We start from the raw sequence: 17,160 nt of genomic DNA, 5'->3' as shown, positions 1-17,160 counted from the left end.
CAATGGAATATTATTTGTGTGTAGGGTCAGTCCATTTTGACGGTGATGAGAAATACAATGGCCCCACTTAGGAGATGTACAAACTATGGTTCAAAAACCGCCTATGCCCGATAATAAATTGGACGATCAGAGCAATGTTTTGTCAAATGCAGCACGACTTTTTCGCGAAAAGGGATTTGAGAAAACCTCACTTAAGGAAATCGCTGAAGCTTGTAATATGCTGCCAGGCAGCCTTTATTATCGATACAACACCAAGGAGGCACTTCTTGTTGAACTGATGCGCCGTGGAATTTACCTGGTAACAGAAGAGGTCGAATTGGCCTATGCCAGTTCGAATGACCCAGTCGAGAAGTTGCGTCTTTGCATAAATGCACATCTTCGAGCTCTGCTGGGTGATTCCGACATGGTCTATGTGCTGCTGTTTGAATGGCGAGCCTTGAGTCCAGAGGCACGGAAGGAAATCATAAAGCTGCGTGACCAGTACGAGTCTCTTTGGATAGATATTCTCGAAACAATGATCAGCCAGAGCGTTATTCAGAAAGGCGTGGATAGTCGTCTTCTTCGACTGATTGGCCTTGGTGCCCTCAACTGGGTTGCAACATGGTTTGATCCAAACGGCTCCCATACACCGGACGACATTGGCAATTTCGTCTGGCAAGCTATTATCAAAGGCTTGATCAATCAAGATGCTCAAGGCGAACACTTGCACCAGTTAAAGCAGCTCAATCAACCGTTGATTTAGATCATAAATCAACTAAGATGCATAGCCTGAGGTTTGGTATTTAGCCTGAACGTCTCTGGCGGTTGGTCAAACCAGCGCTTAAAAGCGCGCCTGAAGTTGGCACTATCATGATAGTTCATCAACACAGCGATATTCTCAATGGATAACCTGCTGTCACACAGGTAGCTTGCAGCCTGTTGAGACATAATCTCGTCGCGGATTTGCCGGAATCCGGTGTTTTCCTCTTTGAGTTTACGTGCCATGGTGCGCTTGCTCATGAATAGAGAAGCTGCCGCTTCATCTTCATTAAGAGTTCCGGGCGGACGGGACAACATCATCTTTTTAATTCTCGTCTGATAGCTAGGTTTGTGAGTCTGAAGTTGCGCGAGCATGGATTCACACTGCTGCAAAGCAAAGCGATAGCTTTCATGATTGGCAGAGGCGTTCGGCTCCAGACACAACGCCATCGGCAATCTGAGTTTTAAATGATCGCAACCAAAGAGAATCTGCCCCGATAAATAGTCGGAGTACAGCGCATGGTACGTGGGTGCCGGATGGGGGAAAAATATTTCAGCCTCATTTAGGGGTCGACCAATAATGAATTCACCAAACTCCAGAAGAACTTTAATTATCGTATCTGCCAGGCAACGCTGTATGTCAGCATCAAGCGACATCCGAAAATGCAGTGTGCATTCGAGGTGAGTTTCAACTTGCTGCAAACGTAATTCAATGACGCTTACCCGCGTTGGCAGGAATATATGTATAGCCTGTAGCGCACTGAGTAAATTTGGGCTGCTTGAAGCGGCAAACCCCATAGCACCATGCGTCGCCGGCGTGAGGCGCTTGCCCAACATTAAACCAAATTCGGGTTGGCCAGACAACACCAACGCATTTCGCAAAATCAGAACTTGTTGAGTTGCCGAGAGCAAGCCATCCTCCCTCAGAAACTGTCTGACTCCGAGTCCCGTTCCACGTAACAGAACTGGTAGCTGTCTAGCGCTCAGATCCAGCTCACGGGCAATAAGTCGTGAGTAATTTGATGGGATATCGGCTGTAAGGTTTTGGGAAATATTCGCTTGCCGCGTCATCAGCGCCGCCTATCAAGGAAAGAAAATAACTGCATTGTCTTGAAATGACCCGGTGCCGTCAAGAAATGACCTCGCCGTTGTGTTGACGGCGATCTACTATCTTATCGATTGAAGTTACTAGTAGGAGAAACGCGGTGGGCAAAATCATTTTTATTGAGCATAACAATACAACTCACGTTATCGAATTCAAAGCTGGATCATCATTGATGCAAATCGCTGTCGATAACGCCATTCCAGGAATCGATGGGGACTGTGGCGGGGAATGCGCCTGTGGCACTTGTCACGTCATAGTCGCAGATGAATGGTTCGAAAAGATCGGTTCATTCGGTGATGGGGAAGAGCAGATGCTATCGATGACGCCAGAGCGGGCAAAAACCTCACGTTTGGGCTGCCAAGTTAAAACCACTGAAGCGATGGACGGCATGACCGTTCGACTCCCAGAATTTCAGATGTAAATATCGGAGAGCCCCATGTCAACACAATCCAAAACATTTGACCAAATTCAGACCAGAGTGATTAATGCCACCGCCAAGGTGATACCAATGCATTTGCAAATTCAGGGTCTGAAATTTTTGATGCGTGCCAAAAAGAAAACAATTGGCGCGCGCAGGCCCACACCAAGCTTTGTTGAATACCCGCTGCCAGACGTAGGTACACTACGAATTGATGACATTGACGTGAGCAATCCGTTTTTGTACAGGCAAGGGCAATGGCGCGCCTATTTCAAGAGGCTGCGTGATGAAGCCCCGGTGCACTTCCAGGAAAACAGTCCATTCGGTCCGTTCTGGTCGGTGACTCGTTATGAGGACATCTTGTTCGTCGATAAACATCATGACCTGTTTTCCGCCGAGCCGGTCATCATCCTTGGCGATCCCCCTGAAGGCCTCTCGGTGGAAATGTTCATCGCCATGGATCCACCAAAACACGATGCACAGCGAAGCTCCGTGCAAGGCGTAGTGGCTCCTCAGAACCTGAAAGAAATGGAGAGCCTAATCCGCTCGCGCACAGGGGATGTACTCGACAGTCTTCCCACGGGCCAGCCCTTTGACTGGGTACCAACAGTATCAAAGGAGCTAACTGGACGCATGCTGGCTACCCTTTTGGATTTCCCTTACGACGAACGTGACAAACTAATCTACTGGTCAGACCTTTTAGCTGGCGCCGCATCAGCCACCGGTGGCGAGTTCACCGACGAGGAGGCCATGTTCGACGCTGCAGCCGACATGGCCCGCGATTTTTCAAGACTTTGGCGAGATAAGCAGGCGCGCCGCGCCTCTGGTGAAGCGCATGGTTTTGATTTGATCAGCCTGTTACAAGGCAGTGAAGATACGCGCGATTTGATCAACCGGCCGATGGAGTTTATTGGCAATTTGGCACTGCTCATCGTCGGTGGTAATGACACTACCCGCAACTCCATGAGTGGAGGCTTACTAGCCATGAACCAGTTTCCGAAAGAGTTCAAGAAGCTCAAAGCAAACCCTACGCTAATTCCAAACATGGTGTCGGAAATCATCCGCTGGCAAACACCTTTGGCCTATATGCGCCGAATCGCCAAGCAAGACGTTGAGCTTGGGGGACGGACTATCAAAAAAGGTGATCGAGTAGTGATGTGGTATGCATCGGGAAATCGGGACGAGCGCAAGTTTACGGATCCGGATCAATTCATCATCGACCGTTCTGGCGCACGTAACCACCTGTCGTTCGGCTATGGCGTTCACCGATGCATGGGCAACCGTCTGGCCGAATTACAACTGCGTATCCTGTGGGAGGAATTACTCAAGCGCTTTGAAAACATAGAAGTTGTTGGTGAGCCCGAACGAGTGCAGTCGAACTTCGTGCGTGGGTATTCGGAGATGATGGTTAAACTGACCCCACTGCGACAATCTCTTTGACGCAGAAAACGAGTTAATTCCTTTACAAGCGAACAGAGACGCCCGCCCGCTGCTAGGGGGGTGCAACCATAACATTGACCAACTGGATAATCCGGTCTCAATAACATGTTGAAGAGGAGGCTCATGACAACAAAAGAAAAAGAGACGACAGTTGTCGTTGGAGGTGGGCATGCAGCAGGTGCGCTACTGACCACATTAATTCAAAAAAAATACCCGCATAATTTGATACTGGTAGGCGATGAGCCCTACCCCCCATACCAACGCCCACCTCTGTCGAAGAATTACTTAGCGGGTAGTGTTGACAGAGAGTCGCTGTATTTGAAACCGTCGTTGGTGTACGAAAGCGCGGGCCACCAGCTCCGACTCGGCATACGTGTTGAGCAGATAAACCGGAATAACAAAACCATTCGCTTGTCTGATCAGAGCACTTTGAAATACGATCGTCTTGTCCTGGCCACTGGGTCAAGAGTGCGACGTCTGAAAATACCCGGCGCGGACTTGAAGGGAATTCATTATCTGCATGATATCGCCGATACTGATGTCTTGCGTGATCAACTAAATCCGGGTAAACGGCTGGTGATCGTTGGTGGCGGCTACATCGGCCTAGAAGTGGCAGCAATTGCCATCAAGGTAGGCCTAGACGTCACTGTGCTCGAATCCTCAGAACGCCTATTGCAACGTGTCACAGGACCAGAGATCTCAGAGTTCTTTTATTCAAAGCACCGCAGCGCGGGAGTGGATGTGCGGTTGACCACCACTGCTACTGAATTCGCAACTGACGATCTCGGTCATGTGACTGGCGTAGTAGTGGCGGACGGGAGTACCTTGCCAGCCGATATTGTGCTTGTCTCTGTAGGAGTAGTACCAGAAACCAAACTGGCAGAGTCCGCTGGACTGGCTTGTGATGACGGTATTTTAGTGGATGAACATACCCGCAGCAATGATCCCTCCATCCTGGCTATCGGCGACTGTACCCGTCACCGAAATCTTTTTTTCAAACAAATGCAACGAGTCGAATCGGTCGCCAACGCTGTCGAACAAGCCCGTACAGCGGCGGCTACCCTGATGGGAGAGGACAAGCCATACGATAATGTCCCATGGTTCTGGTCGAACCAGTATGACGTTCGCCTGCAGATGGTAGGTTTGTCACAGAATCATGATCAACGTGTCGTTCGTGGCGACCCCGCAGATAAAGGATTTGCGGTGTTCTATCTCAGTGAAGGTCGACTTATTGCTGTTGACGCGGTCAACATGCCAATGGCTTTTATAGTCGGCAAGCAGCTCGTTTATGAAGGCAAGAACGTCAATGCCGAGAAGTTGAGCGATCTGGATATCGAACTAAAATCTTTAATCTGAAGCATGTCAGGACTGAGTTATCCGTCAAGGTAATTTGAATGGGGCTGCCGCACTAGATTGGCAGAAAATAACCCCTTTTTGTCCGATGCACCTCTTTGCAGAAAATGACCCCCTACGCATAATAATCCTCATTGGTCTATTGCCATTTTTCATATTATAACAATCACTTGAAGGCGGACATGTTTCAATTTCTAAACAAAGGCTTAACCCACAAAGCCAATGTAAACGGCAAACTCATTCATGTTGAAGCCGACGAAACGCTACTTTTAGCTGCTTTGCGTCAAAACATCGAAATTCCCAATATTTGCAGAGTTGGAGGATGTGGTTCCTGCAAATGCAAGCTCAAGGACGGCAAGGTTCAGGAGTTGACTGAGAGCGCGTACCTGCTTTCTGAGGAAGAGATTGCTGAAGGCTACATTTTGGCTTGTCAAAGTCGCTTGAAGTCGGACATTGATGTGGAAATGGACGAGAGCGCCGCGATCACTTCTTCACCAATAGCGGGACGCATTGTGAAGCGCGAGTTCTTGACACATGACATAGCGAGAATTGACGTGCAACTTGATCAACCAATCAATTACAAGGCTGGCCAATTCGCCGAGTTGACGCTGGATTCTGTCAAAAACGCACCGCGTAGTTATTCATTTTCAAATGCACCAGACAAACAAGGTCTGGCCAGCTTCACCATTCGCAGAGTGCCTGGTGGTCGGTTTTCAACTTATGTATTCGATAAGCTGGTCGAAGGGGAAATACTAACCGTGCGAGGTCCAGGTGGAGACTTTTGGCTACGTGAAGGCGAAGAAAAGGTTGTATTTATCGCCGGTGGTAGTGGCCTGGCTCCAATACTTGGAATGCTTGAGGAGATGGAGCGCAAGGGCGATCGGCGCCCCGTCACGCTGTTGTTCGGTGCACGCACCGAACAAGATCTCTACGAATTACATCGTCTTGACGCTTACACAAAGAATTGGCCTGGATTTCGGTTTGTTCCCATTCTTAGTGAAGATCATTCCAATCACGACTGGAATGGCTTGCGTGGCTTGGTCACGGACCATATTCGTAGGGAAGCAGCGGGTGCGACCCAAGCCTACTTATGTGGCCCGCCTCAAATGATTGATGCTGCAATTAAGGAATTAAAAGAGAACAAGCTTGCTGCACAAGGTATTCATGCCGATCGCTTCGTAGTTCGAGAGGTTATGAACACTGGCTTTTATGGAGCGGTTGGTTTGCCCTCGATTGAGAGAACTCCGGCGACCATTGGTGATTATCTGAAGTTCATGATGTTTCATTTGATGGGAGTAATCGCAGTCGTCGCATATTTGGCGGGTGGCGCCTGGATCTCTGCAGGTTTTGCGAGTTTGTTGGGCTTCTATGTTCTAGGTGACATATTGACGGGCGACGACACAGTGACGCCCGAGTACCGCAAGCCCTGGATTTTGACCGTTCAATTGTGGTTAGCTTTGCCACTCCTTTTGTTGATTGGTTTTTGCTTTATGTGGACGATATCGACAGGAGATCCATTTGGCCTAGGTGAATTTGTCATGGGTCTTACCGGTTACGACGTCTTTGCGGCACGAGAAGCGACCTCGTCTGTAGATCGCTATTTTTCAGGAATTATTTACTACGGCTTTCTAATTGGATTCATGGGCACTGTGGTTGGTCACGAACTGACACATCGGACTTGGGACCCCATTTCATTGTGGGTTGGTCGTTGGCTACTGGCGTTTAGTTACGACGTAGGCTTTGCCATTGAGCATGTCTACGGTCATCATCGTTATGTGTCAACTGAGCATGATCCAGCGACAGCGCCACGAGGACGCAATGTATACCTTCATGTGGTTCTCTCGACTATCAAGGGAAATATCAGTGCTGCGAAGATTGAGGCTGAACGCTTGAACAAAAAGGGATTACCAATTCTGTCTTATCACAATGCTTACATGCGAGGCCTGCTCATGAGCGTGGTGTTGAATATAGCCGCGTTTTCGGTAGCTGGCTGGACAGGCGCACTGTGCTTCACCTTGGCGGCTTTATTTGGTAAATCCTTACTTGAAATCGTGAACTACATGGAGCACTACGGCATGGTGCGCTTACCTGAGCAGCCTGTTCAGCCACGTCACTCCTGGAATACAAACCGTCGAATGACATCGTGGGGCATGTTCAACCTGAGTCGCCATTCTCACCACCATGCGCAAGGCGAGGTGCCCTACCAGAACTTGATGCCACTGCCTGATGCGCCTGTGATGATCGGCGGATACCTGACCACAATTTTCTTGACGCTTTGCCCCCCCCTTTGGCACAAGCTCATGACATCAAAACTAGTTGAGTGGGACCGACACTTTGCTTCCCAGGAGGAACGAATCTTGGCTCTTCGTGCCAATCAGCGAAGTGGAATTAAAGAGTTGGTCGACTATGACCCCCGCCAATGGTCTCTTGATTCGATAGCGTCTTCGACTTGATAGAAGCAACTAATTCTTAGCTTGGAGATTATGATGGAATTCGATTTTGTAATCGTGGGTGGTGGATCATCTGGAGCAGCACTGGCAGCGCGCTTGAGCGAAGATGTGTCAGTAACTGTGTGTCTGCTTGAAGCTGGTGGTCGTGGAGAAAGTTCCTTGATTCGAACGCCTGCTGGAATGGTTGCGATGGTCCCCGGATATGGAAAACTGAATAACTGGGCTTTTAATACCGTCCCTCAACCCGGCTTGAATGGGCGTATCGGCTACCAACCCCGTGGCAAAACACTTGGTGGCTCTTCAGCAATTAATGCCATGCTGTACATCCGAGGTCAAAGACAAGACTATGATGGCTGGGCAAATTTGGGTTGTGATGGCTGGGACTGGGACAATGTATTGCCTTACTTTAAAGACGCCGAAAACAACGAACGAGGTACTGATCCGTTTCACGGAGCCAATGGACCACTTCATGTGTCGGATCAGAACAGCCCGAGACCGGTGACACGCGCGTTTATTGAAGCAGCAAAAGCCTGGGGACTACCAGAGCAGCAAGACTTCAATACCGGTGACAATGAAGGGACCGGGCTGTATCAGGTAACACAATTTCATGACATGAATAAGCACGGTGAGCGTTGCTCAGCGGCGGCCGCTTACCTTCATCCCATAATGGCCGAGCGTTTAAACCTAACGGTGCTTACAAACGCTCACGCCTGTCGCATTCTTTTGGAGAACCAGCGCGCAAAGGGCGTTTTTTATCGGCATAGTGGCAAGGAATTTCTGGTTAAAGCCCGTCGCGAGGTGATCATCTCTGCAGGCGCATTTGGCTCCCCCCAACTCTTGCAGTTATCGGGCGTGGGTAGATCACAAGACATCACGCCCTATGGCATTGGCATGGTGCACGAGTTAGCAGGTGTCGGGCAGAACATGCAGGATCACCTGGATTTCACACTGGCGTTCAAGTCACTCGATACTGACAACTTTGGATTGGGTTTGGCAGGCGCGCTGGGATTTTTCAAGCACCTCACTTTGTGGTGTCGAAATGGCACGGGTATGCTGTCCTCGCCTTTTGCGGAAGGAGCTGCATTTCTAAAATCATCGAAGTCAATTGATCGTGCAGATTTACAATTGCATTTTGTAATTTCTGTAGTTGAAGACCACGCGCGTAAACTACATGCAGGCTACGGCTTTTCTTGCCATGTGTGCGCGCTTCGTCCCTACTCTCGCGGGGAGGTTTTCTTGCAATCGGCCGATCCTTTAGATGATCCGGGGATTGATCCAAAGTTCCTATCGGATCACAGGGATCTTGAAACTTTGATCAATGGAGCAAAAATCACACGTGAAATTTTGATGCAAAAACCATTAGAGAACTACCGGCATGAAGAGCTTTTCGGCGTGCATGAAGGCATGAGTGATTCTCAGTGGGAATCAAAAATTCGCGCCAAAGCCGACACCATCTATCATCCTGTAGGAACCTGTAAAATGGGAACTGACTCAATGTCGGTTGTTGATGCACAGCTACGTGTGCATGGACTAGAGGGACTGAGAGTGGTAGACGCGAGCGTTATGCCCACCTTGGTTTCTGGCAATACGAATGCACCCTCAATCATGATCGCGGAAAAAGCGGCTGACATGATCCTTGGTAAGAAACGAATCGCAAAAACAAACGCAAGCCCCCGGATAAATGAGAAGGAGGTGAGCCATGTCTGACTCGTTAGACAATTTATCGATAGGGCAGATATCCGTTCAGAACTTAACCTCTGGGGAGAAAACTGCGTCTGAAGAGATTCAACGCTGTAACGACGCTTTGTTGGTTCTTGATGAGAACAAGCATGAGTGGGCTCGTACCGATTGCGCTGTTCGCATTCTCATTCTTCAAGAAATTAAGACTGCGCTTCTTCAACAATCTGAGGGCTGGGCTGGAATTGCAGCACGTCGTAAGCGTTTACCAGCAAGCTCTACATTGACAGGGGAAGAATGGTTTGCAGGTCCGTTGGCAGTAATGGCCACTTGCAATGGCCTTATTGAAACACTCTCCAAAATAGAGAACAGGGCATTTCTAGCGCAACTACCCTATCGCCGTGTCGCGAAAGGTCAACTTGCATTGAAAGTATTTCCGCATACCCTTTGGGACAAACTGCTTTTATCAGGTGTAAAGGCAGAGGTGTGGATGCAGCGCGGCGTAAATGAAGTTTCGATTAAAGCTGCTTCAGCCTACGATCTACCTGCCAGTGAAAGATCTGGAAAACTGGCCTTGGTGTTAGGAGCAGGCAATGTGGCAGCGATCAGTCCATTGGACTCACTCCACAAACTCTTCGTTGAAAACGAGGTCGTGTTGCTTAAACTCAACCCGATCAATGATTATCTTTTTGATTATTTACACGCTGCGTTCAAACCATTAATTGATCGCAATGCTCTTCGGATTGTGCGCGGCGGAAACCAACTGGGGGCGTATTTGGTCGAACATCCCTTGGTGGAGAGCATTCACATTACGGGCGCTGCCGCCACGCATGACCTGATCGTATGGGGTGAGGGGACGGAAGCAAACACCAACAGAAAAAACGGTAAACCACGTAATACCCGTCGTATTACTTCCGAGTTAGGTGCAGTCTGCCCGACCATTGTCGTGCCTGGTCTATGGACAAAAGCAGATATTCGCTTTCAGGCTGAGCAGATTGCAACACAAAAAATGCAGAATTCCGGCTACAACTGCGTAGCCATGCAAACGCTCATAGTGCCAGAGGGGTGGGAAGGAACAGAGGTACTACTTCGTGAGCTAAAGTCCATCATGACATCCCATGGTGGGCGTGAGCGATATTATCCTGGCAGTCAACAGCGCTGCGCTGATTTTCGAGCACATGGTGGCATAGAGTCTTTTGATCAATCTGGAAGGCTGACCTTTTTGGTGGCCGACTTTGATCAGGGCGAATCTGAATGGCTAGCCAACAATGAGGTGTTTGCTCCTGCCTTCACGATCAAATATTTGTCAGGTGAATGCCCAAAAGCCTACTTGGCCTCAGCCATTGATTTCGCGAATGAAAAATTAAACGGTACTTTGGGGGCAAACATCGTAATTCACCCTGCGACCATTAAAAAAATTGGGCGTGACAAATTCGAATCGCTTCTGGGCCAACTTCGCTATGGCACCATCGCGATTAATACGTGGACTGGATTAGCCTTTCTTCTCAACGCCTGCCCTTGGGGTGCCTTTCCCGGGGCCAGTTTGAAAGAACCAGGATCAGGCATTGGCACGGTGCACAACACCTGGATGCTCGAGCGTACTGAAAAAACGGTTGTTCAAGCCCCCTGGCGCCCTTTTCCGAGGAATTTATTGTCTTTGAATTTTAGTCTATTACCTCGACCGCCGTGGTTCATCACAAACCGTAAACAACACGCTCTTGGACGGTTGTTAACTTATTTTTATTACCGCCCTTCGATTTGGAAAATACCGGGAATTTTCATCAATGCGCTCAAAGGATAACTCCTACCCTACCCCAACTAATTTAGGAAACACAGTAATTCATTACATTCCACAGATCGCCGAGCAACTTAAAAATAAAGGGCTTGACGTATTCGGTTGGCTTGCAGGTGTTGGGCTTGATGTAACTTGCTTGACCAAACCCGGTTACAAAGTATCTATTTCAACCTATAGTGCATTGCTGAAACAGGCCATTGAGCTAACAGGAGACGGTGCACTAGGCTTAAGGTTGGGCTGTAACCTCCTGCCAAGCGCGCATGGTAATGTTGGTTTAGCTGCAGTGTCAGCGAATACGATACAACAATCTATGCAAGTTGTGGAGCGGTATGTACCGCTGCGAACATCCTTGTTAACCATACGATCAGAAACAGTAAATGATGAATTTCGGGTAGTGTTTGAGCCAATACTAGGCCTAGGAGATATTGGTAATGTCGTTGCTGAAATTGCATTGGGCACCGTCAAAAATGTGATTGATGCAACAGAGCCAAACAATAGTCCATGTAAAAAAATTTTATTTTCGATGTCTGAACCTGCTCATGCAGGCATAGCTCTTGAATTACTTGGTTGCGAAGTGCTTTACGGGCAATCGTGGACAGGCATTGCTCTCAATTATTCGGAAGTTTTGAGCCCTCTGATTCATCGCGATGCGCTAGTTATGTCCGAAGCGCTGTCGATTTGTCAGCGCGACTTGGAGCGCCTTGACGCCAATCAGTCGATTGCGAGCCGTCTTGAAAGGTTGTTGTTGGAAAGCAAACAAGGAGAGTTTCCCAATCAAAATATGTGTGCAAAGTTGTTGAATTTGACACCTCGCACATTTCACCGCAGGCTAAGGGAAGATAAAACCTCGTATCGAAATATTTTGAACAACGTTCGGTGCCGCCTTGCTCATGAGTACCTGAAGATGATGCATTTGGGTGTAAAAGAAACAGCCTATCTATTGGGTTATGGAGATATCGCAAATTTTAGGAGGGCGTTTACCCGCTGGTATGGTTTTCCACCATCCAAATTGTAAAATCTGAGACTACAAAACTGACATTACCAATAAACCTTACATCAAATAAGCTGCAGTATTTAAGAGCTTTCATTTAAGCAAATCGTCCAAATCGATACCTTGGACAGCAGGTTGTGATTCATCCCAGTAATCCCCAATCGAAGCAATCGGTGTACGTGTGCCGATGTTTGCTGACCAATATCGATCTGATAGATTGGTCATCGTAAGTGTTGATATATCTTCTACCAAGCGATATGGCTTGCTAGGTTTGAAATTTTGCGATCTAGCCCAACGCTTTGTCGCGTCCCTAAAGCGTTGTTCATCCCCCGCCGCCTGTGCCGATATTGCGTACATTACATGCGCCAATCGAACACCACTTCTCTCACCGATCAACATTGAACGGTTAAAGCTACCCCAAACGTCTTTACCTTCAGCCCCACCAGGCAAAATATTCCATACAACAGCTCTTGCTGCCAAGGGAACGCCCCACCACTTTGTATTAGAAACACATTTCAAGGCGCGCTCAGACAAAGGGGCAATATCAGTCGGCACGCCGACCATTTGCTGCGCCGCAATATCATTTATCACCGCCTGCAATCCAGCTACTGTTCCTAAAATGTAGGTAAGCTCATCATAGTCCCGCTCGAACTCAGGGCAGGTTTCGCCACCATATTGGAAATCATATTTTCTCTCTAGGTGGTTGCGCATAACTTTAAATGCTGAGAACTGTCGTCTAGCGGTAATCTCAAGGAGTCGCTTTTGTGCGATTCGCGCGTCTTGTGCATCTGAAATTTGATTAGCACGTGTGGCTCGCAGATATCGAAGCTCCTCATCTACAGAGCGCTTTTCAGAACACACTGCAGATGTGGTGTACAACAATGATTCTAATAATGCTGGATCGCCGTAAAACGCTCTCGTGGCACTTGAAATTAACGGGAAGTCACTTGTGGCAAACTCACAACCCATATCGACATCATTCAGCTCAAGAATAGGTGGCACAACTCGATCTTCCACGATACCAATAGCAAAGTTTGTGATTCCACCTTGAATACTAGAACAGCCTGTCAGTATTGCTGCGCTTCCAATGGCTAAGAGTTTGTTTTTCAGTTCTTGTATCCTAATCATCTTAATGATTGTCCTTTAGAATCGTTCTGTGACGCTTACACCAAAAAAGTCGATATCAAGTTTTGTTGTACCTTGAAAGTCACCCCCTCTAACCTCAGCAGGGTTGACCTGCCCATTCGCGCCAGTGGAACCAGGCTCTAGGTCTAGTTTCATATATGAGACATTCAGTGTGGTATCTCTTCGCAACTCGAATTGTGCTCCCAAGCCAAAGTATTGTCTGTCTGAGTCAGGTAAAAGCGTAATTCGAGTTTCATCATCAATTACGCTATTCTCAACTGCGTAGCCAGCTTTTAATGTGAGACGTTTGAAGGCCTTGTAATTCAACCCCAGCCTGTAACTGTTTGCGACTACAAAGTTTTGTTGAATGTCTTGCAATACACGTCCGTTCGACTCTCGTATAAATTCAAGCTTGGTCACCGAAAAGTCCTGACGTGTATAGCTGGCCATAAGATCAATTTTGGGGCTCGCATGATGGAAAACGCTGAAGCGAAGTTCGTCGGGCAAAGTGATATCTTGCTTGATTCGTTGCTCAGGAAGCAGGTCTCCCGCAGCTTGAGGTCCATTCACATTAAGGATAGGACCTGTCGCACCAATCAGTCCTCCGTTTAGGAATTCCCTAAATTCAGCTCCCTCAGCAGTTTCTTGTATCTTAAGTTTTCCGCGCATACCGGTGAAATTGGTCTTTGGGCGGTAAGAAATACCAACTCGCGTATTTTCGGTGGGCTCCCAAAGCACACCTGCCTGTGCGTTGAAGGCCCAGCCGAACATCCGCAGACTTAAATCTGCTTCTTCAGGAATCGGCGGCGCAAGCCCAAGCCCATTAAGCCCATCCAGCAATGTGGACCCATTGTCCAATAAACCGTCAACGGCATCCCGGTAATTCAGCTTTAGTTTGAGGGATTGAAAATATCTCTCATAGGAACCGTTGGCCCCAACTGATAGGCTTGGAGTGAGCTTATAACCAAACCCGACATTGGCCCGGCTAACTTTAAAGTCAATGTCACGGCCTTGATTGCGTCCTGGAAAGTTTTCATCGTAGCGAACAATTAGCGCATGAGAGGCCCCCCCGCCAAAGCCAACAACTAATTTTTCGGTAATTGGAATTGCCACGTACAGATTAGGCGCAAGTGCTGTCGAGTCATATCCTTTTTTCCTGTTGAATTCTTGTCCTACGCTACCGCTTGTGCCACTGTTCGTAGGAGATCCATCAGGCGTTTGGCCGGATATGTAAGACGTATTGATCCCCACAAACGCTGCGCCTAGTACGACTTCAGCTCTTTTAAGTCGAGTCAATGCCGCAGGGTTCGCAAATAGAACAGATGCGTCGCCCGCTTCGGCGGCCATCCCCGCATTTGCGCTTCCCATCGAACTGATGGAAGTAGCATCAAATGCGGTACCTCCTGCATAGGCTTTGTTACAGATTAAAAGATAAATTTGCATTGCCGCTAACGCACCGACAGTCAGCGGCTTCAAGGCTGCACTACACAGCATTCTATTGCTCATTTTGTATATGCCATTTGATGTAGCCGATTTGAATCTCGGAGATGTTCTAGAGCCGCTAAACTTTCGTGAGAAGTTAAAAGCCAAAAGATCTCGGCTATTTTTTAGCGGCTGGTCCGTGAAGGTCGGGAAATCAAAAATTAGAACGACTTGCTGTCAGGAGTGCATTCGGAATCCGCACGATTCACACTACATCGGATTTTTTTCATGATGACCAAGCCCTGCTTATCGTAGATACCTTGCTCTACGATTGACCCTCGACTTTCTCTCAACATGATCGTGTATTTAATCATGTTTTCAGGAGTAAGGTCACTCCATGTTTTCTCGGGAATTGTTTGCTCTGCCCGAACAATCAATTTCAAGGCACGCTCAAATTGCCCGAGCCAATACTTTCTCGACTCAAGTCCAAAGCCAGCAGGAAATTTGCTGGTGTTAATGACCATTTGATAACTTAATATAACAATTGGAAAGCGATTTATAGCCCCTTTGTTACCAATACCTCTATAGAGTTCTAGTGGCTTGTATGCAGCTGCAGGCGCTGCAATCATGTCAACGATACCGTTATTGAATTTGCTTGCAAAGTTTGTAATATCCGCGGAAACAGGCTGAGCTCCAATCCTTTGAATCATGACCGCCTGAGCCTTGTCGTAATCAAAAGCAGCGATCTTTTTTCCAGCAAGATCCTCGACTGTCTGGATTTTTCTGTCATTAAGTACCGGATAAGCTGTACCGAAGGGAATGATTCCAGCGATCTCGAATTTTCCATTGGTCGCAATTTTTGTGGAGTTGGGCGACGAGAATACTTGAATTGCACGACGTACAACTTCATAACTGGCATTCATGTCCACCTTGCCGTCTTTTACGATTGAGGATGCTCCTAGAGAATCAATTGCCGCCGTCGTAGAATTGAATTGGCGAGTGCGGAAACCTGTTGCAAATACTGCGTCACACTCACCAGCAATGAAGTCTTGGGTCGCAATTCGCTCGTCCGTGTAGGCATGAATTTTGACATTTCCACCCCACGCTTTGGACGCAACCTCGTAATCTTTAGCCATGGCAAAAATATCTCCTGCCGCTCCTAGAAGATCGTATACGCACAACTTTTGACTATCCTGTTGCGCGTTAACTGAAGCGCTGATTGAGCTCGCAAGCAAAATCATCCAAAATTTCTTGTCATTGATTTGAGTAATGAATTTCATCGAAGTTGTCTCCATATGATTTTTTTTAATATTTATTTTGATTATTACATTGGTAAAAACATATACTCTTGACTATAAGAGACTATTTTTTGACCTTTGGAGACAAATGCGACTTTTGCTTAGATCGACTGCCATGTTGGGATTTCTCGAGGTATTAAACAGCGGTGGTAGTGATGCTCGCGAAATTGCCTCGAAGTTTGGACTCAACTTGGACTTTGCGAATCAGGACAACGAGTTCATCTCGATGGATGACTTTGCCAAAATGCTCGAATACGCTGCTAGAGCAAAGAATCTTCCTTGCCTCGGATTGAACATGTCGCCGTATCACGATATAAGTATTCTAGGCCCGCTTTCGTTGGTAATCAGCAATTTGCCCACAGTACGTCAAGCGGTAGAGTACGCAGCGAAACATATTGACGTTATGAGTCCGGCAATTGCGATTGACAGCTTTCCAGAGCCCTCAATGACCCAAAGATCTTCATCAGGTACTTGGATAAGCATTTCGATTAATCTGGAAAAACCAACGCTTCACGCACAAACCCTAGACATTTGCCTGAGCAATCTTCATCGTTTTATAAAAATTCTAGCAGGTGAAAATTATCAATTGATCAAAGCAATATTGCCACATAGCCCAAGAAATCACCATGAAGTTTACAATCGATTCTTTGGTGCTCCTGTTGAGTTTGATCATGACAGAGCAGCATTACTCTTAAGTGATTCGACTCTGGAAACTCGGCTCGATAAGCCCAATATTGAGCTTAGTCACATCGTAGACCTACACATTCAAACCAATTTCCGAAGCCTCCGTGGAACTTATTCAGCGAGGACAGCCCAAGTAATCAAAAAAATACTTGGGAAAACAGTGTGCAACAAATCTGCCGTTGCTAACCTGTTGGCGATTCACCCAAGAACTTTGCAACGGCATTTGTCTGATGAAGGCACCTCTTTCGATCAAATAAAAACACAGATCATTTGTCAAGAAGCGCTCCGATATCTCACCGAGACGGAAATTCCTATGACTCACCTGTCCTCGATGGTAGGATTTTCCGAACAGGCCACTTTAGTCAGATTCTGCAAGCGTCACTTTGGGCGCTCTCCTCTAGCTCTTCGCAAAAATACTATTTGAGTAGGTAGGTTCAACTAAATTTACAAGAATCGTTAGTTATCCTAGAATAATAAGATGAATAGAGATGTCCTCACTTAGAGCAAACTTTCAAACCTCTGGATGTTGGTAGTACAGTAAGCCCCCAGCAAACCCATCTTGAAATGACTGGTTCTGAACGGCGACCATAGTGTCCACTCCATTTCTTGGTGGACACCATGAGTGCACTTCAAACTACCCCGAAACGTCCCGTTCGTGTGTATC

At 47.5% G+C, this 17,160-nt stretch carries 13 protein-coding genes; 9 read left to right on the top strand and 4 right to left on the bottom strand.

The annotated features are described in order from the left end of the window. The first annotated feature begins 85 nt into the window (after positions 1-85). Entirely contained in the window at positions 86-742 is a 657-nt protein-coding gene (locus FRIGORI9N_RS00065) for a TetR/AcrR family transcriptional regulator (RefSeq protein ID WP_159567887.1), read from the top strand. Positions 743-750: 8 nt separating this feature from the next. Here FRIGORI9N_RS00065 and FRIGORI9N_RS00060 read toward each other — a convergent pair whose 3' ends face one another. After that, on the bottom strand, positions 751-1,809 hold the full coding sequence (locus tag FRIGORI9N_RS00060) for an AraC family transcriptional regulator ligand-binding domain-containing protein (RefSeq protein ID WP_159567886.1): 1,059 nt from the start codon (positions 1,807-1,809) through the stop codon (positions 751-753). A 134-nt stretch (positions 1,810-1,943) separates the two neighbouring features. On the opposite strand from FRIGORI9N_RS00060, the gene FRIGORI9N_RS00055 reads away from it, so the two are divergent. The 7 genes from FRIGORI9N_RS00055 (at position 1,944) to FRIGORI9N_RS00025 (ending at position 11,991) form a co-directional block, all read left to right on the top strand. Beyond that, on the top strand, positions 1,944-2,264 hold the full coding sequence (locus FRIGORI9N_RS00055) for a 2Fe-2S iron-sulfur cluster-binding protein (RefSeq protein WP_159567885.1): 321 nt from the start codon (positions 1,944-1,946) through the stop codon (positions 2,262-2,264). A gap of 15 nt (positions 2,265-2,279) precedes the next feature. Next, positions 2,280-3,701 carry a cytochrome P450 gene (locus FRIGORI9N_RS00050; protein WP_159567884.1) on the top strand — a complete coding sequence of 474 codons (1,422 nt, stop codon included), beginning with the start codon at positions 2,280-2,282 and terminating at the stop codon, positions 3,699-3,701. Positions 3,702-3,824: 123 nt separating this feature from the next. Beyond that, complete coding sequence (locus FRIGORI9N_RS00045; protein WP_159567883.1) at positions 3,825-5,057, top strand: NAD(P)/FAD-dependent oxidoreductase; 1,233 nt, start codon at positions 3,825-3,827, stop codon at positions 5,055-5,057. A gap of 179 nt (positions 5,058-5,236) precedes the next feature. Further along, the gene (locus tag FRIGORI9N_RS00040) at positions 5,237-7,507 is read left to right on the top strand and encodes a fatty acid desaturase (protein ID WP_159567882.1); all 2,271 of its coding nucleotides are present in this window, start codon (positions 5,237-5,239) and stop codon (positions 7,505-7,507) included. Positions 7,508-7,540: 33 nt separating this feature from the next. Continuing rightward, complete coding sequence (locus tag FRIGORI9N_RS00035) at positions 7,541-9,211, top strand: GMC family oxidoreductase (RefSeq protein WP_159567881.1); 1,671 nt, start codon at positions 7,541-7,543, stop codon at positions 9,209-9,211. Then, on the top strand, positions 9,204-10,982 hold the full coding sequence (locus FRIGORI9N_RS00030; RefSeq protein WP_236550758.1) for an aldehyde dehydrogenase family protein: 1,779 nt from the start codon (positions 9,204-9,206) through the stop codon (positions 10,980-10,982). Before FRIGORI9N_RS00035 ends, FRIGORI9N_RS00030 begins: the two co-directional genes overlap by 8 nt. Further along, positions 10,966-11,991 (top strand): AraC family transcriptional regulator, encoded by a 1,026-nt coding sequence (locus FRIGORI9N_RS00025; RefSeq protein ID WP_159567880.1) that lies wholly within the window; start codon positions 10,966-10,968, stop codon positions 11,989-11,991. Before FRIGORI9N_RS00030 ends, FRIGORI9N_RS00025 begins: the two co-directional genes overlap by 17 nt. Before the next feature lie 69 nt (positions 11,992-12,060). Here FRIGORI9N_RS00025 and FRIGORI9N_RS00020 read toward each other — a convergent pair whose 3' ends face one another. From FRIGORI9N_RS00020 to FRIGORI9N_RS00010, 3 genes are all read right to left on the bottom strand, one after another. Continuing rightward, positions 12,061-13,095 (bottom strand): hypothetical protein, encoded by a 1,035-nt coding sequence (locus FRIGORI9N_RS00020; protein WP_159567879.1) that lies wholly within the window; start codon positions 13,093-13,095, stop codon positions 12,061-12,063. Between the two features lie 15 nt (positions 13,096-13,110). After that, positions 13,111-14,598, bottom strand: coding sequence for an OmpP1/FadL family transporter (locus FRIGORI9N_RS00015; protein ID WP_236550757.1), 1,488 nt, complete (start codon positions 14,596-14,598; stop codon positions 13,111-13,113). Between the two features lie 137 nt (positions 14,599-14,735). Next, positions 14,736-15,794 (bottom strand): putative solute-binding protein, encoded by a 1,059-nt coding sequence (locus FRIGORI9N_RS00010; protein WP_159567878.1) that lies wholly within the window; start codon positions 15,792-15,794, stop codon positions 14,736-14,738. Between the two features lie 106 nt (positions 15,795-15,900). On the opposite strand from FRIGORI9N_RS00010, the gene FRIGORI9N_RS00005 reads away from it, so the two are divergent. Beyond that, positions 15,901-16,920, top strand: coding sequence for an AraC family transcriptional regulator (locus FRIGORI9N_RS00005; RefSeq protein ID WP_236550756.1), 1,020 nt, complete (start codon positions 15,901-15,903; stop codon positions 16,918-16,920). The last annotated feature ends 240 nt before the right edge of the window (positions 16,921-17,160 follow it).

This window comes from Limnobacter sp. 130, from assembly GCF_902506325.1.
Taxonomy (GTDB): domain Bacteria; phylum Pseudomonadota; class Gammaproteobacteria; order Burkholderiales; family Burkholderiaceae_B; genus Limnobacter.
This window is presented reverse-complemented; position numbering and strand designations above follow the sequence as displayed.

Coding starts and splice junctions, on each gene's coding strand:
- FRIGORI9N_RS00065 (WP_159567887.1), top strand. CDS start 86: ATGGTTCAAAAACCGCCTATGCCCGATAATAAATTGGACGATCAGAGC.
- FRIGORI9N_RS00060 (WP_159567886.1), bottom strand. CDS start 1,809: ATGACGCGGCAAGCGAATATTTCCCAAAACCTTACAGCCGATATCCCA.
- FRIGORI9N_RS00050 (WP_159567884.1), top strand. CDS start 2,280: ATGTCAACACAATCCAAAACATTTGACCAAATTCAGACCAGAGTGATT.
- FRIGORI9N_RS00045 (WP_159567883.1), top strand. CDS start 3,825: ATGACAACAAAAGAAAAAGAGACGACAGTTGTCGTTGGAGGTGGGCAT.
- FRIGORI9N_RS00040 (WP_159567882.1), top strand. CDS start 5,237: ATGTTTCAATTTCTAAACAAAGGCTTAACCCACAAAGCCAATGTAAAC.
- FRIGORI9N_RS00035 (WP_159567881.1), top strand. CDS start 7,541: ATGGAATTCGATTTTGTAATCGTGGGTGGTGGATCATCTGGAGCAGCA.
- FRIGORI9N_RS00030 (WP_236550758.1), top strand. CDS start 9,204: ATGTCTGACTCGTTAGACAATTTATCGATAGGGCAGATATCCGTTCAG.
- FRIGORI9N_RS00025 (WP_159567880.1), top strand. CDS start 10,966: ATGCGCTCAAAGGATAACTCCTACCCTACCCCAACTAATTTAGGAAAC.
- FRIGORI9N_RS00020 (WP_159567879.1), bottom strand. CDS start 13,095: ATGATTAGGATACAAGAACTGAAAAACAAACTCTTAGCCATTGGAAGC.
- FRIGORI9N_RS00015 (WP_236550757.1), bottom strand. CDS start 14,598: ATGAGCAATAGAATGCTGTGTAGTGCAGCCTTGAAGCCGCTGACTGTC.
- FRIGORI9N_RS00010 (WP_159567878.1), bottom strand. CDS start 15,794: ATGAAATTCATTACTCAAATCAATGACAAGAAATTTTGGATGATTTTG.
- FRIGORI9N_RS00005 (WP_236550756.1), top strand. CDS start 15,901: ATGCGACTTTTGCTTAGATCGACTGCCATGTTGGGATTTCTCGAGGTA.